The 17,988-nt window shown below is 33.7% G+C and carries 17 protein-coding genes and 1 pseudogene; 3 read left to right on the forward strand and 15 right to left on the reverse strand.

Annotated features, from left to right (window positions below; all coding sequences use genetic code 11):
• Positions 1-39 precede the first annotated feature (39 nt).
• The 13 genes and pseudogenes from EKQ63_RS01140 to EKQ63_RS01200 all read right to left on the reverse strand — a co-directional run bounded on the left by EKQ63_RS01140 (position 40) and on the right by EKQ63_RS01200 (position 11,939).
• A complete protein-coding gene (locus EKQ63_RS01140; protein ID WP_143880610.1) occupies positions 40-2,610 on the reverse strand; it encodes a VirD4-like conjugal transfer protein, CD1115 family in 2,571 nt (856 codons plus the stop codon).
• A 37-nt stretch (positions 2,611-2,647) separates the two neighbouring features.
• Positions 2,648-3,163, reverse strand: a complete 516-nt coding sequence (locus EKQ63_RS01145) for a hypothetical protein (RefSeq protein WP_143880611.1) — start codon at positions 3,161-3,163, stop codon at positions 2,648-2,650.
• Between the two features lie 75 nt (positions 3,164-3,238).
• Positions 3,239-4,660: a hypothetical protein gene (locus tag EKQ63_RS30095; protein ID WP_223290755.1), complete on the reverse strand. Its 1,422-nt coding sequence runs from the start codon at positions 4,658-4,660 to the stop codon at positions 3,239-3,241.
• Between the two features lie 15 nt (positions 4,661-4,675).
• Entirely contained in the window at positions 4,676-5,761 is a 1,086-nt protein-coding gene (locus tag EKQ63_RS01155; protein ID WP_065486264.1) for a hypothetical protein, read from the reverse strand.
• A 39-nt stretch (positions 5,762-5,800) separates the two neighbouring features.
• On the reverse strand, positions 5,801-5,992 hold the full coding sequence (locus EKQ63_RS01160; RefSeq protein ID WP_143880612.1) for a hypothetical protein: 192 nt from the start codon (positions 5,990-5,992) through the stop codon (positions 5,801-5,803).
• Between the two features lie 108 nt (positions 5,993-6,100).
• Entirely contained in the window at positions 6,101-6,409 is a 309-nt protein-coding gene (locus EKQ63_RS01165) for a hypothetical protein (protein WP_000062187.1), read from the reverse strand.
• 31 nt (positions 6,410-6,440) lie between these two features.
• Complete coding sequence (locus EKQ63_RS01170; protein WP_001018798.1) at positions 6,441-6,665, reverse strand: hypothetical protein; 225 nt, start codon at positions 6,663-6,665, stop codon at positions 6,441-6,443.
• A gap of 29 nt (positions 6,666-6,694) precedes the next feature.
• A complete protein-coding gene (locus EKQ63_RS01175; RefSeq protein ID WP_065486257.1) occupies positions 6,695-7,138 on the reverse strand; it encodes a hypothetical protein in 444 nt (147 codons plus the stop codon).
• A 559-nt stretch (positions 7,139-7,697) separates the two neighbouring features.
• Complete coding sequence (locus tag EKQ63_RS01180) at positions 7,698-7,946, reverse strand: hypothetical protein (protein WP_143880613.1); 249 nt, start codon at positions 7,944-7,946, stop codon at positions 7,698-7,700.
• Positions 7,947-8,049: 103 nt separating this feature from the next.
• Complete coding sequence (locus EKQ63_RS01185) at positions 8,050-8,625, reverse strand: TraM recognition domain-containing protein (protein ID WP_143880614.1); 576 nt, start codon at positions 8,623-8,625, stop codon at positions 8,050-8,052.
• Between the two features lie 40 nt (positions 8,626-8,665).
• Positions 8,666-9,122, reverse strand: a pseudogene (locus tag EKQ63_RS01190) (TRAG family protein).
• 158 nt (positions 9,123-9,280) lie between these two features.
• Positions 9,281-11,566, reverse strand: a complete 2,286-nt coding sequence (locus EKQ63_RS01195; protein WP_143880615.1) for a thioester domain-containing protein — start codon at positions 11,564-11,566, stop codon at positions 9,281-9,283.
• Between the two features lie 163 nt (positions 11,567-11,729).
• Positions 11,730-11,939, reverse strand: coding sequence for a helix-turn-helix transcriptional regulator (locus tag EKQ63_RS01200; protein WP_012263734.1), 210 nt, complete (start codon positions 11,937-11,939; stop codon positions 11,730-11,732).
• A 146-nt stretch (positions 11,940-12,085) separates the two neighbouring features.
• Here EKQ63_RS01200 and EKQ63_RS01205 point away from each other — a divergent pair, with 146 nt between their 5' ends.
• Positions 12,086-12,478 carry a helix-turn-helix domain-containing protein gene (locus EKQ63_RS01205; RefSeq protein WP_012263735.1) on the forward strand — a complete coding sequence of 131 codons (393 nt, stop codon included), beginning with the start codon at positions 12,086-12,088 and terminating at the stop codon, positions 12,476-12,478.
• Between the two features lie 256 nt (positions 12,479-12,734).
• On the opposite strand, the gene EKQ63_RS29785 is transcribed toward EKQ63_RS01205, so the two are convergent.
• Together EKQ63_RS29785 and EKQ63_RS01210 are read right to left on the reverse strand one after the other, a co-directional pair.
• Positions 12,735-12,881: a hypothetical protein gene (locus EKQ63_RS29785; RefSeq protein ID WP_001031951.1), complete on the reverse strand. Its 147-nt coding sequence runs from the start codon at positions 12,879-12,881 to the stop codon at positions 12,735-12,737.
• Positions 12,874-14,004, reverse strand: a complete 1,131-nt coding sequence (locus EKQ63_RS01210) for an AimR family lysis-lysogeny pheromone receptor (protein ID WP_143880687.1) — start codon at positions 14,002-14,004, stop codon at positions 12,874-12,876. Before EKQ63_RS01210 ends, EKQ63_RS29785 begins: the two co-directional genes overlap by 8 nt.
• A 634-nt stretch (positions 14,005-14,638) precedes the next feature.
• Between EKQ63_RS01210 and EKQ63_RS01215 the strand changes: the two genes are divergently transcribed.
• The gene (locus EKQ63_RS01215) at positions 14,639-15,607 is read left to right on the forward strand and encodes a Replicase RepFR55 (RefSeq protein ID WP_143880616.1); all 969 of its coding nucleotides are present in this window, start codon (positions 14,639-14,641) and stop codon (positions 15,605-15,607) included.
• A gap of 1,170 nt (positions 15,608-16,777) precedes the next feature.
• Complete coding sequence (locus tag EKQ63_RS01220; RefSeq protein ID WP_143880617.1) at positions 16,778-17,332, forward strand: MerR family transcriptional regulator; 555 nt, start codon at positions 16,778-16,780, stop codon at positions 17,330-17,332.
• The last annotated feature ends 656 nt before the right edge of the window (positions 17,333-17,988 follow it).

The raw sequence follows: 17,988 nt of genomic DNA on the forward strand, positions 1-17,988 counted from the left end.
ATTTGGATTCAAAAAAGCACCCAATTATTTGAGTGCTTTCTAACTTGTTACTTGTTCTTTTTCTTCTAAATCACGCAAGATTCGATTAATCTTGTTTTCAACTGCTTGATAGACACTTTTGTCGATGTGGTCATTGTAAGCTAACATTTGAAATTCACTGTAAAACTCGCCCATTTCTTGATTTTCAACTTCATCTATTGATTTACCTAATTGCGCTAAAAAGAACTTATCAACCAGTTTCAAAACTGCTAGATCAGATTCGAAAAATTCATTAACCGTTTTTTCTTTCCAATTTTCAATGGAAAGGGAATCAAACGGGCTGTCTTCCTGCTGAAATGCCTCTTCCGGAATCTCTTCATCAATACCCATCATTGTTGGCTCTTCTACTGGCTGCGATGTCTCTACTGGTGGCAAATCTTCCTGTTCTGGTTCTGATGTTTTTTTCTCAATTTGTTCTGATTTTCTTTCTCCTAGAAAATCTACAATAAGTGATTTTGGATTTACATCATCATGTAGAGAATCAATATCTATATCTAAAATAGATTTATCTGTATCGAACTCTACTCCTAAGTACTCCCATCTGTATTTTAAAGCTGTTTCTCCCGTATTATAAATCGGGCGAGGTCTGATCCGTTTTCTGTTATTATCCTGACGTTTTATGACACGAATAACAGCACTTTCTCCTTCTTTAAAATTCATAAGTTCATTTGCTGTTAACAGTGGTCGTTGATCTAGACTTTCCGTTTTATTTTTATCAGTAGAAAGACCTTTTCCGCTTCGGGAAGATAGATTAATCGTCTGATTCCCTAGTTTTTTAGAAACTTTTTCGGCGGTTTCTTGATCGTTAGTTAGAATGTAAATGGTATTCCCACAGTTTCCATCAATCGTATCTGCATCCTCACCATACTTATTTTTCAATTGTGCATATGCCTGGATTACAAGGTTAAAGCGAATATTTCTACCAAGACAAACCGTGATAATATTTGCCATTCCTTCAATACTCGGCATATTTCCAAACTCATCTAAGCAAAAAACTACTTCACGGTGACATTTCCCTCCACGAGCGAGGGATGCACCCTTTGCCAATATAAAATAAAGCTGTCTTACGAAAATAGAAGCAATCACATGATTTGAGGTATCATAATCAGGTGTAATCATAAAAATAGCAATTGGTTTCTCGAAATAATCCACTGTTATTACTTGTATATCTTCATTTTCTTCTATTACTTTAAATTCTGTATGACCCGTCTTTTCATCTATTTTCGTAATGGAAATGGATGCTTTCTTTTTCTTATTGTCCTTTTCATTACATTGAATGGTATCTCCAACTTGTATTACTTGCTTAAAATCTAATGCAAAACGTCCTTTAATATCTGCTTTAATAGACTCCTTTGAGCCGTCTGGAAATACAATTTCCACTCGTTTTCTAGGTGTAACTTTTCCTTTTATCGTTTTTCCAAAAGCGACACGTTTTAAATCCACACTATTTTTTGCTGTCATTTTAGCGATTTCATCAAATGTAAAAATAGAAAGTCCGTTCATTGTTTGGGTGAAAATCCCGCCTCGTGTCGTTCCTTTCGAGAAGTTTGAGGTTGCATATTGCATTTTCGCAACACTATCCGCTGGTAAGCCTTCAAAGTATAAATCTAATGCATTTTGTGGATCTGCTTCCGGATCTACGATTACCTCTTTTGAACCAAGTTCTGATAACATATTTGCAACTGTATACATTGTGATTTTTTCTTCTGTACCTTCCGCAATGCATTTATCTGTAACGGCTAATATCATGGCGTTACACAAGCTCATAGCGCACTGTTGCCAAAAAGGATCTTTGACAGTTGGGTTGTAATATAAAGTGTGAGAAAGTGTTTTACATAACGCTTGGGCTGTTGAATAATCTCCCTCTTTATAGGCATCTTTGACTAGCTGCAATAAGTTATAACTCATAGAATCAAGTGGGGTTGATAAATTCAAAACTTCAATGTGATACCCTCGTTCTTCCAGCGTTTCTTTCGATGCGCTGAACAATTCCCCCTTTGGATCGTTAAAAATTAAAGATGGCTTATGTTCCGCTCTAGAATAGACATCAATTGTAGGGAATACAAAGGTTTCTCCTTTACCAGAGCGTGTTGTACCAATGATTAAATTGTTTACCGGGCTATCATCAATAAATACCTTGTCATCTAATCGGGAGATAACAACACCACCGCTACCTTTAAATGTTTCCTCTCGATCTGGTACAGCTCGGTACTGCTTTTTCAGCTCTTCAACTGTTGTAAAACGACTAGATCCTTTCTCATGATTATTTAAGTTTTTAAAGGAAGATTTCAATTTGTACACTGTTCTTGCAATGGTTCCAATTACTACAAGGAAAACAAGCAAGTAGTATATTGGATGCTCTGCAATTGGCATCCGAAAAAGAAATCCTATCTCCATATGAAACGGTTTGGGATGTAATAAATCACTAAAAGTTGTTTCTATCAGCTCTAAGAATAAGTTGAGTAAAAAATTAGCGATTAAAAACATGCCAACAAACAAAAAAGCACTCAATGGAATGAGTACTTCTTTTTCAGCCAATTTATATTTGATTGATATTTTTTCACTATACATATCAAAGCATCACCTCTGTTCAATCTAGCCACACGTATTACTTCTTTAAACCAAAGCCCGAATCATAATTATATTTTTCATACTCTGTTAACTTATCGAAATCATTCGTTACATCTAAAGATATGATATATTCAAATTTCTTAGTAATTTGGGCATCTGATGGCATTTGTTGAAAACTTGCTATTACTTTTATGTCGGAATCCTTCATCTGTTGAAGAAAGTATATAAAATCTTCCTGACATAAATAATTGGTTTCATCTACAATTACGTATTCATATTGTTTAGCTATATTTATCACATCTTCTGTAATTTTAAAATTCCCATACCCCTCATTCGATTCGCAATCCAAGTATTGTAAAGTCACATTACCCTCTGTTTGCTTCCCGAATGCTTCGTCTTCGTATTCCCTCAGTGGATCTAACACTAAAACTTTTGATAAACTTAAAGCCATTTTCTTCAGTTCCCTCGTTTTCCCTGTTCCCACTCGACCTACCACCATTAAACTTTTATCTAGACTTGAAATTTGCACTAAATTTGTACTATTAACAAACATCTATATGCCCCCTTTCAAATTAAAAAGGTACTCTTTTTATGAGTACCTTTTTGGCAATATCAGTTGGTTTTTTCTTTATTTACTCGCTACCATCTTTTCATTTTGTTTCAGAACTGGCTTTTCCGGTTCTGTTGGTTTCTCTGGATTCGTTGGCTTTTCCGGTTCTGTTGGTTTCTCCGGTTCTGTTGGTTTCTCTGGCTCTGTTGGCTTCTCCGGTTCTGTTGGTTTCTCTGGTTCTGTTGGTTTCTCTGGCTCTGTTGGCTTCTCCGGTTCTGTTGGTTTCTCTGGATTCGTTGGCTTTTCCGGTTCTGTTGGTTTCTCTGGCTCTGTTGGTTTCTCTGGCTCTGTTGGCTTCTCCGGTTCTGTTGGTTTCTCTGGTTCTGTTGGTTTTTCCGGTTCTGTTGGTTTCTCCGGTTCTGTTGGTTTCTCCGGTTCTGTTGGTTTCTCTGGCTCTGTTGGCTTTTCTGGTTCTGTTGGTTTCTCTGGTTCTGTTGGTTTCTCTGGCTCTGTTGGCTTTTCTGGTTCTGTTGGTTTCTCTGGTTCTGTTGGTTTTTCTGGCTCTGTTGGCTTTTCTGGTTCTGTTGGTTTCTCTGGTTCTGTTGGTTTTTCTGGCTCTGTCGGCTTCTCTGGTTCTGTTGGTTTTTCTGGCTCTGTCGGCTTCTCTGGCTCTGTTGGCTTTTCTGGCTCTGTCGGCTTCTCTGGTTCTGTTGGCTTCTCTGGTTCTGTTGGCTTCTCTGGCTCTGTCGGCTTCTCTGGATTTGTTGGTTTTTCCGGCTCTGTCGGTTTCTCTGGATTTGTTGGTTTTTCTGGCTCTGCCGGCTTCTCTGGATTTGTTGGTTTTTCTGGCTCTGTCGGCTTCTCTGGATTTGTTGGTTTTTCCAGCTCTATTGGTGGATTTGGTTTTTCTGTCCCTTTATTTTCCGTATTACCATTCTCACCCTCCGTTATAATTGGTGGGTTCACAATTGTATCTGGTTTCTTCTCTGGTGGAAGAATATCACCTATACTCGCTACTGAAGAATCAATATTTTGATCACCGAATGCAAAATGATCTCCATTCACGGTGACTTGTGGCTTGTTATCTGTAATAGCTGCAATCACATTGTCTTTTGCTGTATCTTGAATTGATTTATCTACCGTTTCTTTATCAAAGAGTGCTAGAACACGAGAAGTGGTGTCATCCCCATTTTGAAGATTACTTACAATAGATTTTTCTTTAAAGTTAATTTTTGATTTATCCAGCTCTTCTAGTACATAAGCAACTTCATTATCCTTACTTTGAATTGCATTCTCTGTAATTGCTTCAAAATCTTGTTTGTTCAGATCTTCTTTCTTTTCCTCCGGCTTATTCTTATCTACTTTTTTTGTAATAGCTGATTTACTTTTTGATGATTCCTTACTTCCAAACCAACTGCAACCTGTCGTACTTAATATCAATGAACCACCAAGAAAAACAATTCCCATCTTTTTGTACAGATTCTCATAATTTAAAGGCATATTATTCTCTCCCCCTTAGATGTTCTGTAGATCTTTATCAATTTTTTCAATCTTAACTTTCTTTTCCTCTTCACTTATCGTAGATTGTTGAATATCTCGTTTCTCTAATTCTTTGACCTCTTTCATTACATTTTTATTTCCTTGCGTTTTAGCAAAGGAATAACAATCTTCATATTTTTTTAGATTTACAAAAGCTTCAACAATGAGTTTTTCACGTCTACCGTCCATATTGACTTTACCCTTAAGCTTAATTACCTCCTCATATTTCTTATTAAGTGCTGCTTTTTCAAAGTCGATTACATCATTTTTGACATCAATTTCATTAATTTTATTCATGTTGTCTATCCCAATAAAATAAGCAACCACACTTTCTGCAAATTTCGGTTCATATTGTAAGGCCTTATTTGCCTTTCCATTTAATAAATAAGTAAATAGAACTGCCTTCTGACTATCTTTATCTAATTCTGTGTAATTGACCTTATCGAAGTATTTAACGGCTTCTCCATACTGCTGAATGGCTGCCTGTTGTAACCCTTTTACTACATATTGTTCCGAGCCAGCATTTGCACTCGAAACTGGTTCTGAAGAGAATAACTTAAAGGCAAATATGGCACCAGCTCCAATTAACACCACGCTTCCTATGACACTCGCAATAATCTTAAATCCTTTTCTATTTTCCTTTTCAGGCTTTACTTTTGGCTCTAATTCATTCGATGGACTATAAGAGGGTTCTTCCTTTCTTACTGGTAATTCTTCTTGATATTCATATTCTTCATGAAAAGGAGAATCATTGATTTCCCTTTCTAACGTTTCTAACAGCTCTTTCTTTTGTTCCTCTTGTTCCGGATCTAATTGCATCACATTCATTTTTTTAGAAATGTGATCAAAAATGTGATCTGCATATCTCGAACCAAGTGATAACGTACCGTTATAAATTTCATTGGAATGACCATCTAACAAATCGAAATCAATATGTTCTTGCCGCCCTGCCTCTCTATAAACTCGTTCTAATCGCTTCGTTAAGATATAAGCTTCATGAAACGAATATTGCTTACCCGACTCAATTTCTGTTCCATTGCTACTCTTAAAAATGACAAACATGGCTTCTCCTTTCTTCCGTTTGATTTAAATTTACTTCGATTAATCTTTTGAACTATTATTTTCAGCTTTATTGGTTGCGTACTTATGATAGATACAAAAAACAGAAATCAATACCCAAATAACGATGAAGAATATCAAAGCTCTTAACAGCCCTTCTGTTGTTGGTACTGTCATAATCGGTTGTATATTACCAAAAACCGAAACGCTCTCCAATACACTTGGTAATCTCATAATTAACACCCCAATTGCTTAATAAAACTAAAATTCCATGAAAAAAAGGCAACAAAAAAAGCCATACCCTTTGCATAGCTCCCTCATTGCCTTAATTATATTTTTTCACTATTTCATCCAGAAAAACGGGAATAAGATTTGACCAAATTTTACATTGCTATTTACGCTCTCTGCTAAGTATTGGCATCCCATTACAATAACGAGTCCGGCTGCCCCACCAAGAAACCACCAAATACATTTATGTCTTCCTCGTTCACCGCCCCAAATTAATAAATAAGCGCCCCAGCAAAATACAATCGCTGTACTAACCATTGCCCCTCTTTGCATCCATGCAATAAAAGAATTACCTGTATTAATTAGACCATCCATCGCATCACCTAACACTAACATTTGAGATAATGTTTCCAACATTGACATATACATTCACTCCCTTTTCATTTTTAAGTGCTTATACGTTACTAAGCTGACTTGATTCATTCGCCTTGCTATCTTCCTTTACTTCTGTTGACGTTGCTTTATAAGCTTGCAAAGCCTTCATTACTAGATCTTGATTTTCTTCAATGTATTTCTGATGATGTAAATGAAGCCAATGGTTATAATCCTGACCATTGGCTCTTAATAGGTTTGCTACCATATCTTTTTCTTTTTTCAATTCCCTCTGTGTAATCGCCACTATATCACCACCTTTCAATGATTATGTGATTACTTCTGATATTGCTCTTTGCAATTTTGAACAAAATAGGTAACTTCTTTTTCAAGTTCTGGAAGTTTATCAATTGTAAATTTAATCTCTTTTTTTACCTTACCTTTTTCATAATATGCAAGAGTATCCCTTCTTTGCGATAATCCCCAATCATGAGGGTTACTTGTACTTGGAATATCATCACGATTTTCATCTAAACCTTTTACTTCAATCTTTTCTTTTTTAGCTATTTTTTTTACCAGAAAGATCCACTCTTCACTATGCCTCATGTTAGATGTTAGCATAACAAAACCTGTGCCATCCTCACTCATGAACTTCTTCATTTCTAACGGACTAAGTTCCATTACTTCCCCTTTTCCCGAACTAAAGACAAATGTTGAACCAATACCAATTGCAATTAACAGTCCAACAATAGCGGAAATGATCCACCCTTTACGACTCATGCATGTTCCTCCCTATGTCATATTTTTATAAGCGATTTTGAAGTGTGATGAGACACATTTTAACTTCAACATCTGTCTTTATTTTATAACATTTAAAGGAAAGTGGGATAGAAAATGGAAATATCATTTATGGCTGGAATGACGAACCCTGTATTGGCATGCGTATAGAGACTAATCCCGACCTAGCTTCTATATGCCCAATACCGCACTACGTATTTTGGCGTGAACGTAGAACCTTATGTATCTACTGTTGTGATGTTCCTCGCTTCTTCAGAATGTCAAAATGGGATATTCCTCACGAGTACTGACACAAACAGGTCTTTGATACACTGCATTTCCCAGTGGTCACAGATGAGTTTTACGATCTTACTCACCCAACGATAATCGTATACCTAACCCCTCTAGTGACCTTTCGAAGGGAGGCACGCATATATATTGAAAGCCGTATATCATCCTTTTACATCAATACTGAAAGGAAAAGATACGCAATATATATCTAAATTGTCAAAGAGCAACTTACTTTGTGCTATGTTCTCAGCACACTTCAAAATCGCTTTTTTTATTTACACTTTTGTTTTACAGCTACTAATTCCGCATGTTTATTTTTTCTTTTAGCAATTAAGTTTTGATGTTCATCTCTAACCGAGCGCACTTTATAGTAAATTTGAGCCACCTTTTCAATGCTTCCTGTGCTATTTTCAATTGCTATCGTGCCTTTCAGTTCGTATGTTTTTCCATCAAAAGTTTTAACACTATGAGCTTGTGATGCCGCAATATCATAAAATGTCAGTCTTTTTTCTTTTCCCATATGAACGCCTCCTATTTTTGATAAAGAAGGGAGAAAAACGCTTCTCCCTTGTCTAGTTTTCTAGCCATCTAGATAGGATTAAATAGTGAACGAGTGCTTCATATCATGCTAGGATTGTTGTGTTGTACGAAGTGATAATGCGTTGCGCTGCCTCTTTTCCGTATATGTGCTGTAATGCGGATTGAGATTCAACTACGATTGAATGCTGAATGTGGTATGTTGCGCTTTCTTTTAAAAACTGCTCCATATGAGGGATCGGGTACAAATCATATTGATGAAATACCAGGTGAATCGGTCTTATATTCTTGCATTCTGTTAGATATTGAAGAAAATTTGATAATGCTTCTCCTCTCTCTTGATACGTACTCATTTCCGTTTCTACACTGATGTACACAACGGATTTTTGTTTTAGATTCATTTGTAGCGTTTCATAACCAGTTAATAAATCATGTTTGATGATGTGATACCCCTGTTTTCGTTTTTCGTGATGGGTATCTTCATAAAAGATTCCTTTCGGATCAAAAATGAAAATAAAATCATCTGTTGTTTTCTTCACGCCTTCTATGACCGTTTTATAAGCTCCAAAACGAGCTTTTATGACACCTGCAACCTTTTCCCCTTCATTCAGTTCTTTCAACGCCCTAATCACCTTTGTATACTTCTTAGCTACGCCTAACATGCGTTGCACTCCTTCCTATTTCATTTTCCTCTTATGATTACTACTGAAACCAAAAATACTCTCTCTGGGTTTAATTTTTCACGCTGATATTTTTCTAGATGGTATAGCAATGTAACAATTATCGTATCCCTTGTTTCTTCTGAATAAAAACCTAACTCATGGAAGGTACGATAAGCTGAATGCTCCTTCTCAAGCGAATTTACTACTTCTACCAAGTTTGCCTCACTTTTATATAATTTTTCTGTGAACTCAATAGCCTTTTTCACATCTAGGTAATACAAACTTTTATGTCGCTGATTCAGATACAGAATACTTCCTGCCAATAATTTTGTAGCGTATTCTATACAATAATCATGCTGTTTTATTGGTTTCATTACAGTTTGAGCGATAGAAATTGCTTGCATCAATTCTTCAGACAACCAAGCACTCTTGCGCTGCATATCGTCTTCCCCAAGTTTCCCTATTTTTTTCATTTTACCGACGTAGATTTCTGACATCTCATATCATCTCCCTCTCGGTTTCTTATATCTTGCTCCCTATCCAAAAAACAACGATCCAAATGGGAATAACGAGTATACATGCATTCCGACATCCAATAGCAAAGCCTAACGGATTTTCATCAATTTCGCTAAAATGAGCTTCATATTCTTTCATATTAAGATTGAGCTTTCTTACGGTTTCTTACTGCAAATACGGCTCCAATTAAGCCAAGTACGACACATGCAAGACCGATCCATTTTATGTATGGATTTTCGGCTTTACCGCCTGTTGTCGGAAGATACGTTTCGATTTTCTTTGGTGTTTGTTCTAGTTGTGGTTTCATAATAATTTGTTGTGGTGTCTCTAGTTGTGGAATAACAGGTTTCTCGATTACTTTTGGTTGTTCCGGTACCTGTGGTTGCGGTGCTTCTGGTTGCTCTGGCTTTTGTGGTATTTCTGGTTTTTGTGGTTGTTCTGGCTGTTCTGGTTTTGGTGTCTCTGGTGTAGGTGGTGTCGGTTTTTTCTGAACCTTCACCGTATGCTTAATAATTTGACCATCCTCTTTAATTTCAAAAGGGAATATCTCTTCATTCAGTAAATAGCCGTCTGGTGCGAATGTTTCTTTATACGTGTACTTTCCATATGGAAGCTTGAATTTTGCAATGCCGTTTTCATCCGTTTTTCCTTTTGCAACTTCTTTCCCTTGCTCGTTAAAGATAGTAAATTCAGCGTTCGGAAGCTTATTGTTGCCATCTGCAATATCTACCTTGCTAATCTCTAATTCTCCTGTGATGTGCTTGTTTTTCGCTGTTAGCATGATTGTCTTTCCTTGTTCCGAGATACTAAAAGGAATAGATTCTTTCGTTAAAACATAGCCAGTTGGTGCTTGCTTCTCAACAAATGAGTATGCTCCAAATGATAAGCCTTTCACTTCAATCAAACCGTTTTTATCACTTTTGTGTTCACTTATTTTCTCCCCTTTACTATCTTGAAGAACGAACACTGCACCTTCTAATTTTTTATCTGGATTCTCTCCATCTACTTTTAGAAGTTGCACGTTTCCTTTTACTTCTTTATTTTCGACTGTGAATGTTAGCGTTTTTCCTTGCTCTTTAATCTCGAATGGATATTTAGTTTGATTCAGAAGGTATCCTTCTACCCCTTTTGTCTCAACAAAATAATACTTTCCATACGGAAGATCCTTCACTTGTGCAATCCCTTGCTCGTTTGTAATTGTTTTTGTGACTTCTTTTCCCTCTGCTGTGAACACTGTAAATTCTACTTTTGAAAGAGTTTTTCCGCTGTCACTTAATTTCTTAATCTCGATATTCCCTTTTACTTTATTATTTTGTACTGTAACTCTTGTAATCTCACCTGTTTTAACTTCAATCTGTTGTGGCTGTTCATTTATTACATAACCAGTAGGTGATTTTACCTCTTTAAGAGTATAAGTTCCGATTTCTAAACCAGAAAGGCTAGCAATTCCTTGTTCATTTGTTGTAATAGTACCAACCTTTTCATTCATACTATTAAACACATCAAATACGGCACCTTGTAATACCTCTTTTTGTTCTCCTACTTTAATAACTTCTAATTGACCTACTGACTTCCAATTCACATTTAAATCTGCACTTACTTTTTCTTCATTACGCTCTAATAGAACGGTAGCATCTTGAATTTTATCAGTTCCTTTGTAAGCGACTGCATGTAAATTGACTAGATTAGAAGTGATTTTTAAGGAAAGGTTTCCTGTATTGTAGGATTTCGGAACCAAAATACGGAATTTCTCTCCTAATTGGAATTGTTCTTTCATTTCTCCATTCTCAGTAACAATTTTTGTACCATTTGGTGCATTTGTAAGGTTTACAGCGAATACACCATTTTTAGCGTTACTTTCTACTTGGTACATACTCGTTTCAAAGTACTCACCATTAAGTTTTGCTTCTTGATTATCAGTTGGAATTACATTCATGTAAGTTTCTTGTGTTTCATTACTATGATCCGCCGCATAAATAATTGCCTTAGCTGCCTTTTCGACATTAGCATTACGATGCTCAAGCTCCGAAATAGATAATTGTCCTAATGCATTCCAAACCGCTAATTGCGTTGCATAATGAGCTTCCTTCCAATTCGAAACACCTAATTCTTGTGGGGATTTCTGTGGGTATCCATTCATTAAAACTCTATATACCACATTATCTGTTCGCCCTACTTCTGGAAGATCCTCACCATTCGGTGAACGTAGTCCATATGTAAGACAGTACGCAATTTGCCCATTAGAATTTTTGAGGAGTTCCGTTCTAACATCCTTCCCGAATTGATGGCTATAACTCCAATCCATTTTATATTGCTCACGCTGAATTACTTCAGCACTTACCTTAGTAAACGGAAATAGGAAGTTTAATGCTACAAGAAGCGTACTCATTGTAATGAGTAGCATTTGATACGAACGTTTCAACATGACTAACAGCTCCCTCATATGATATGCAGTTTTCAAAGATCAGTAAAAACTTAATTTTCAGTTTTATTAACTTGAAAAATACTAATTAAGTTATCCTTTTTCTGTATTGTTCATTTACAATATAGATGTATAATTATTGTTTAACGAGTAAATGAAATTTGTTTCATTCTAATCTTGCTCGATAGTACGTAGCAAAAAACAGTTTTTCAATTGGTTCATTGAAAATATCGGCAAGAATTTTTGCCCTATTTTCAATAACTCCTTTTGTACCAGTTTCAATGTGATACAGAGTTTTCACGGGTATTTCAGAAGCCTCCGACAGCTCTTGAATTGTTAACCCTTTTGATTCTCTAATATTGCGTATAACAGTCAATTTCTCACCCCCTTAATCACATTCTATTCTCCTAAAAGTAGAATGTCAATCCTTTAGGGAAACTTTTCTATCCCAATGGTGAATTTTTTTCACCATTAAAGCAAATTACTATCCCAAAGGTGAATAAATCGATTGGAGTGAAATAAATGATACAGAATTATTTCGGGGAAAATGTTAGAATTCTAAGAACACTTAAAGGATTAAATATGAAGGAACTTGGTGATGTTTTAGGAGTCGCTAGTAGTACTATTTCCAACTGGGAAAATAACAGGAAAGAGCCAAGTTTTGAAATGCTCCAAAAGATCTCCATTTATTTTAATGTAAGTACTGATCGACTCCTAAATCATAAAATTGGTGATAGTGAAGCTCTTACAACAGAAGATCGAAAATTAATTGTAGAACGTTTAGCTCAAGATTTGTACGAAAGTTATAAAAGTATTCCGGATAAAGATAAACCACTATTAGAAAATGAATTGATTGAGTATGCAAAATATTTAACGCATAGAATTGAGACTAAAAATAAACTAAAAGATAGCTGAAATCCATTATTCTTCTTGGAAGTTTCCAATTAACAGTAATAATTCACGATAAGTTTCTAAAATTTGATTGTCCTGGTCAATCATTTCATTAAACCATTCTTGATTTAGATTCATTTTGTAAACCTCCCGTATTTATGTAATTTATTATATTTTCATGTGTTATTGGCACGAAATTTTTACGCTTTTAAATAATGAACCACCATTATAAAGTACGAAAGACGCTACTTTTTAGTAGCGTCTTTCTTGCTTAAACGGCTCAACCACCACCGGGGTCGACCATTCTTTGCATAACATATTTATTTGTATCTTGCACTTTTGCATGTTGTGAATCTGGTGTTTCTAATTGAAAAAACGATGTCAATAGCATTACGGTATATAACGTAACCGCTAAAAATTTATTCACTTGACTTCACCTCTTCTTTTAATAGCTCTTTCTTGACGTATTGCGAATAAAATATATTACCTGTCAATTCGAAAGATTCTAAAGATTCTTTTAATCCTATTATATCATTATTTACTTTCGAAAACGAATACTGTTGAAAAGCCGTGAATTTTTCGCCATCTTTTCTCAGTTCTTCATATAGCTTAATTCCTGTTTCCCAATCACCATGCATACATTCAAAAAAAGCTTTCTCAGATAAATGAATAAGATCAAATCTTATCTCATCCAAATTAACACCATTTTCTATATATAAATGCGCTAGTGTAGTATGAAACGCTACATATTTTTGTGCTTTTTGTGGAACTTGAATACTTTCACAAAGAGAAATAGCTTTCTTAATATACTTCTCAGCTGTAGATGGGCATTCAAATGTGAAACTTTCTCCTAAACAACACCAAGCTGTAGCTTTGATAATAGAAATATCTAATTCAGAATCGAGAATTTCATAGCATGTATTGCGACATCTTTCTAAGTCATTTCTCATTAAGTAAATATAAGCCAATCGCTCTTTATATTTCATTTCCAAGCATTGCTTAACGTACTCCTGTTTCACTTCTTTTAAAATAACATCTGTACGATCAGCATAAGGGATAACAGCATTATAATTTTGCTTATCATACATAGCTTCCATATATAAAATATTTAAGGCTGCTTGGCACACCGTATCTGATGAGAAATCTTTAACATACATCTCATCCAGTAGTTGTTGACCTCTTGCAATGTTTTGATTCCTTTTGTTCTGTATTTTATAAACCGCTAAGTACTTTTTTAATCCTTTTGTATCTGCATGTTTTTCTATAATTTCTGCTATTAATTTGTATTCTCCCATTGCTTGACAATAGCATAATGCTTTTTGTACATTTAATGGTGTTTTACACAGAAGAATATACTCATGAAGAATTTCCCTTTGTTCTTTCGAACTATCACAAATGACTTGAACTAACTTTAAGAAAATCTCAAATTTAAATTCTTCTGTTTTACATTGAAGTCCGTTATCAATTGTTGTTTTACTTGTTCCGATTTCCTTTGCTAGTTGCCTGCTACTTATTTTCTTTTCAGCCTTAATTCCCAACAATTTTTTCATTAAATTCTCCAATGTAAAGCCCCCTTCCAAGCACAAGACACATTACCCAATATAAATTATTAAAGAACGTTTTAATCTATAGTGTATTATTTTGAGATATTCTTGGAGGTTAATAATTAACTTTTATAATTGGGTAATCAAAACTTGTAATTATATAATGAACTTAATACATTCTCATTAATTGTATAATTAGAAATATTTTAACATAAGGATCCTGTAATGATTTGTAAACTGAACATTATCAAAATTTTATATTTATTTTACAGAAAATTCAGAAAATAATAAGTGTTAAAATCCGCCTTTTTACAGATGGGATAATAAAGCCAGCCTGAAGGGATTGATATTATTTTAATAACAATATAAGATAGAAAGAAAGATTGCATTTTGAATAGAAAATGTTTTTTAATGATGTAAACATAAAAAAAAACCCACTACACTTAGTTTTAAATTGGTCTCTAGTTTGGCGACATGAACCAATTTAAAACTCCTAGAATAGAAAGGGTCTTATTTAACATTTTTTAATGTTCACTTATGACAATAATTATAACATAAAGTGAATTTAAAGTGAATAAGAACCTCTATTTTTTCATGCATTTTCTATATGTGTTTAGTGGGAAAAATAGGAGGTTTTTTTGTGATTTTACAAAATTTTTTGCTCAGTCGTGCAAAAGCTGAATTAAGTCCCCGTATCAAACACTTATCAAAAACTTCTGGAGCTATAAATCAAGCAATAAAGAAAATTACTACTTATATTGATACTATTGTCCTAGAATATGAGGGTGTTACCACTAAAGATTACCTTACCAAAAGAAAATATGAAGCCTTAGAGACTGTTTTATCTTATTTAGTACAAGAAGGCTATAGTCAAGTTAGGCAAGAACACATCAGCAAAAAATCAGGCATTTCAAAACCAGTCATTAACTACGTGTTAACCTGGCTGCAAGATCTGGGCGTATGCCAACAAATTAAAGTGCGAAGACATGGTAAAATCGCCCCTTCAATTTACATATTAGCCATACATAACAACTATTTAAAAATCATTGAATATTTTAAGTTGAAATGGGCTTTGGCAATTGATGTGTGCTCTACTTTCACTAAATTTCTAAGTGAAAAACTTTTCAAGAAAAATTTTGTAGCCAATCCTGAAAATCTAAAAAATGATATACAAGTCTCGTCTAATTCTTTAGATGTTTTCAACATAAATAAACAAGAAAAATCAGATAAGGATTGTGAATTAAAAGAAAAGCATAACAGATTACAAGATTTAGACGACTATCTAAGTGAGGATCAGAGAAAAGCTTATTACTACATTTTAAGCCAAGAACTAAATCATCTTAGTGAAAAGGATGCGTACACAATTGCTTTAAGGATGCCACATTATATTGACCGCTATGCTAGATGGGATTTTGAAGAGTGTGTGCAATGGTTCCAATACAATAAAGCTCAAAATAGCAATCCTGCACATTTTATAAAAATGTTTGGGCAAAAATCTAAACAAAACTGCGAACGAAGAAATCAAAACGCATTAGAAAAGAAATCACTGCATGGTTTAAATAAAAAAAGAGAATTTGTTTTCTATAATTTTCTAGAAGAGAGTAATTAAATTTTAAAAATCATACTAGTATGTAGCCTTGCTAAAAAAATCAACCATAGCAAGGCTATTTGTCATATCCTCTTATAAATGGTCATAAACTTGCTATTTTCCGACACAAAAAACTTCAAAATACAAATCATCTTATAGGATTTTTTTATAAAGTTTCAGGCAATTTACGTATACAGTTAACCATAATATATTTATAGTTAGCTCTTCTTTAACTATCAAATTAAACTTGAAATTTACTAAGTGAAAAAGCTGCGTAACATGCTAGAGTAAGTTTAAAAGCATGATTATTATTTCTAATGTTTTTATTGGTTTTACTTTTTAAAACAAGATTTATATAATATAGCATTCTGGAATTCTTTCTCTTTTGTCTAATTTTAGGGAATCCGATTCAACTTGCAAAATATATAAATGATTATGTAGATGCCTGTAATCAGCTTCCCTAAAATCTGATAAAATTCTATTCATTTCAAATGGAATCTATATGCCTCCCCTTCCTCCCCTACTTCAAAAGAATATCACTAGCTATTGAATGTACTTTAAAAAGATCGGCCATACTAAAAAACGTAAACTATTAAATATAACTTTATAGTATGACTTTTCTTTAAGATTAAATACCTCTAATACTTTGTAGATTATGTAAAAGTTTAAAACACCTTATAAGCCATTTTGAGGAACAAAAATCTCATTAGAAGTATCTCAATTTCACATTGAGTATTATTATTTACTAGTAAAACGCTATTTAAACGCATAGCGTTTAATACACCCCTATTAAATTTTGTGTATTTAGAATTAAAAGAATATTAATTAGATACTAATTCTATTAATGAAAACTTTGATTCTTGCACATATATCTAGTAAAATTCTTATATTGGAAACAAACTTTTAATAATAAAATTTCAAGCAATTCTTTAGTTATTGTATTGTCTACTAAATATCTTTTTACTTCCAAAGGTGAACGTTATCAAAACGGATAACCTTTATAATTTAATTAACATTAATACTAGATACATAGACTAATCTAGCACACAAATAGCTGCACTAGAACACTTTAAAACTTTAAAGGTAGTAAAGCTTCTTACCGAGTGGCCCAATAAAGATTTTTATTATTAGAGGAATGATCCTTCTAATAAAGAAAGAATATCTAACACACAAATAATGGAGGTGTGAAGTTTGGAATATGGATATTTTGCACAAGAAGTAGCAAAGCAACTGGATATAAACACCAATACACTTCGTAGATGGTCAATTGAACTAGAAAAAATGGAGTACATATTTGAAAGAAATGAACGTAACCAAAGAATTTATTATGAAAATGATATAGATATTTTAAAACAAATGAAGGAATACCTAAATCAAAACTGGAAATTAGAAGAGGCCGCTACACGAAGCATGGAGACAACCGAAGAAAACGCCCCAAAAACGGATAGTGTTCAGGGAGAAAATGAAACTGAAGTAACACTTCAGAAACGTTCACAAACAGATATTTCAATAATTCAAGATAAGTTTTCCTATATGTTTAACCAGCAAGAAAAAATTGTACAACAAAACCAAGATATTATTAATTTATTATTACAAGAACGCTCAGAAAAGGAAGAAAAAGATTTACAAATCCAGTTACTACAGGAAAAACTGGATAAAGCCATTCAATTGTTAAATGAAGATCGACAAGAACAACAAGATAACAGTAAACAAACGTTCATTCAACGTTTGTTTACTCGAAAATAATTGGGCGATTTTCTTTTAAACACATTTCCCAAATAAAAAAAGCGGTAATTACCGCTTTTTTTATTTTTCAAATCACCTTCACAATGCTAAATATACATCATTAAAAAGAATTCCTCTTATGTCTGTCTTTAATACCTATTTAACTTCAAAAGTAAAACGTATATTTACTAATATACATCTAACTAATACTCATTAAAAGTTCATGTACTTTTTTACTAAAGTTCATACATATCGCCTAAGTATAATAAAGAGAAAATCACTTAATTTCAATTATAATATTATTAATTGAAAAACCAAAGAACTCCTGTCTTTTTCTCAACCTTTTCTTAATTAATTTTCTTAATTCAAACATATCAAAACCATCTTAATCCTTTTAATATCAAGAGATTAACGCACCGTAAACGCCTAGCGTTCACGATAAATTTCAGTTTTTATATACTTCAATTCTATATAGTTATTCCTCAACTCAAATTTAAATTTAATTTCGTATAAAATTTAGAGTATTACTTTCAATTTTATTGCGTTTAAGGTACTTCCACCATTTCAACAATTAGAAGTATTTATATATTTCTTTGGCCTTACCTATGAATCCCAAAAATCCTCGGCATTAATTAATATCAATGTATTGATCGTTATTTTCAAAATCATCAAAATTC

The organism is Bacillus sp. BD59S (assembly GCF_007363175.1).
In the GTDB taxonomy this organism is placed as follows: Bacteria; Bacillota; Bacilli; order Bacillales; family Bacillaceae_G; genus Bacillus_A; species Bacillus_A pacificus.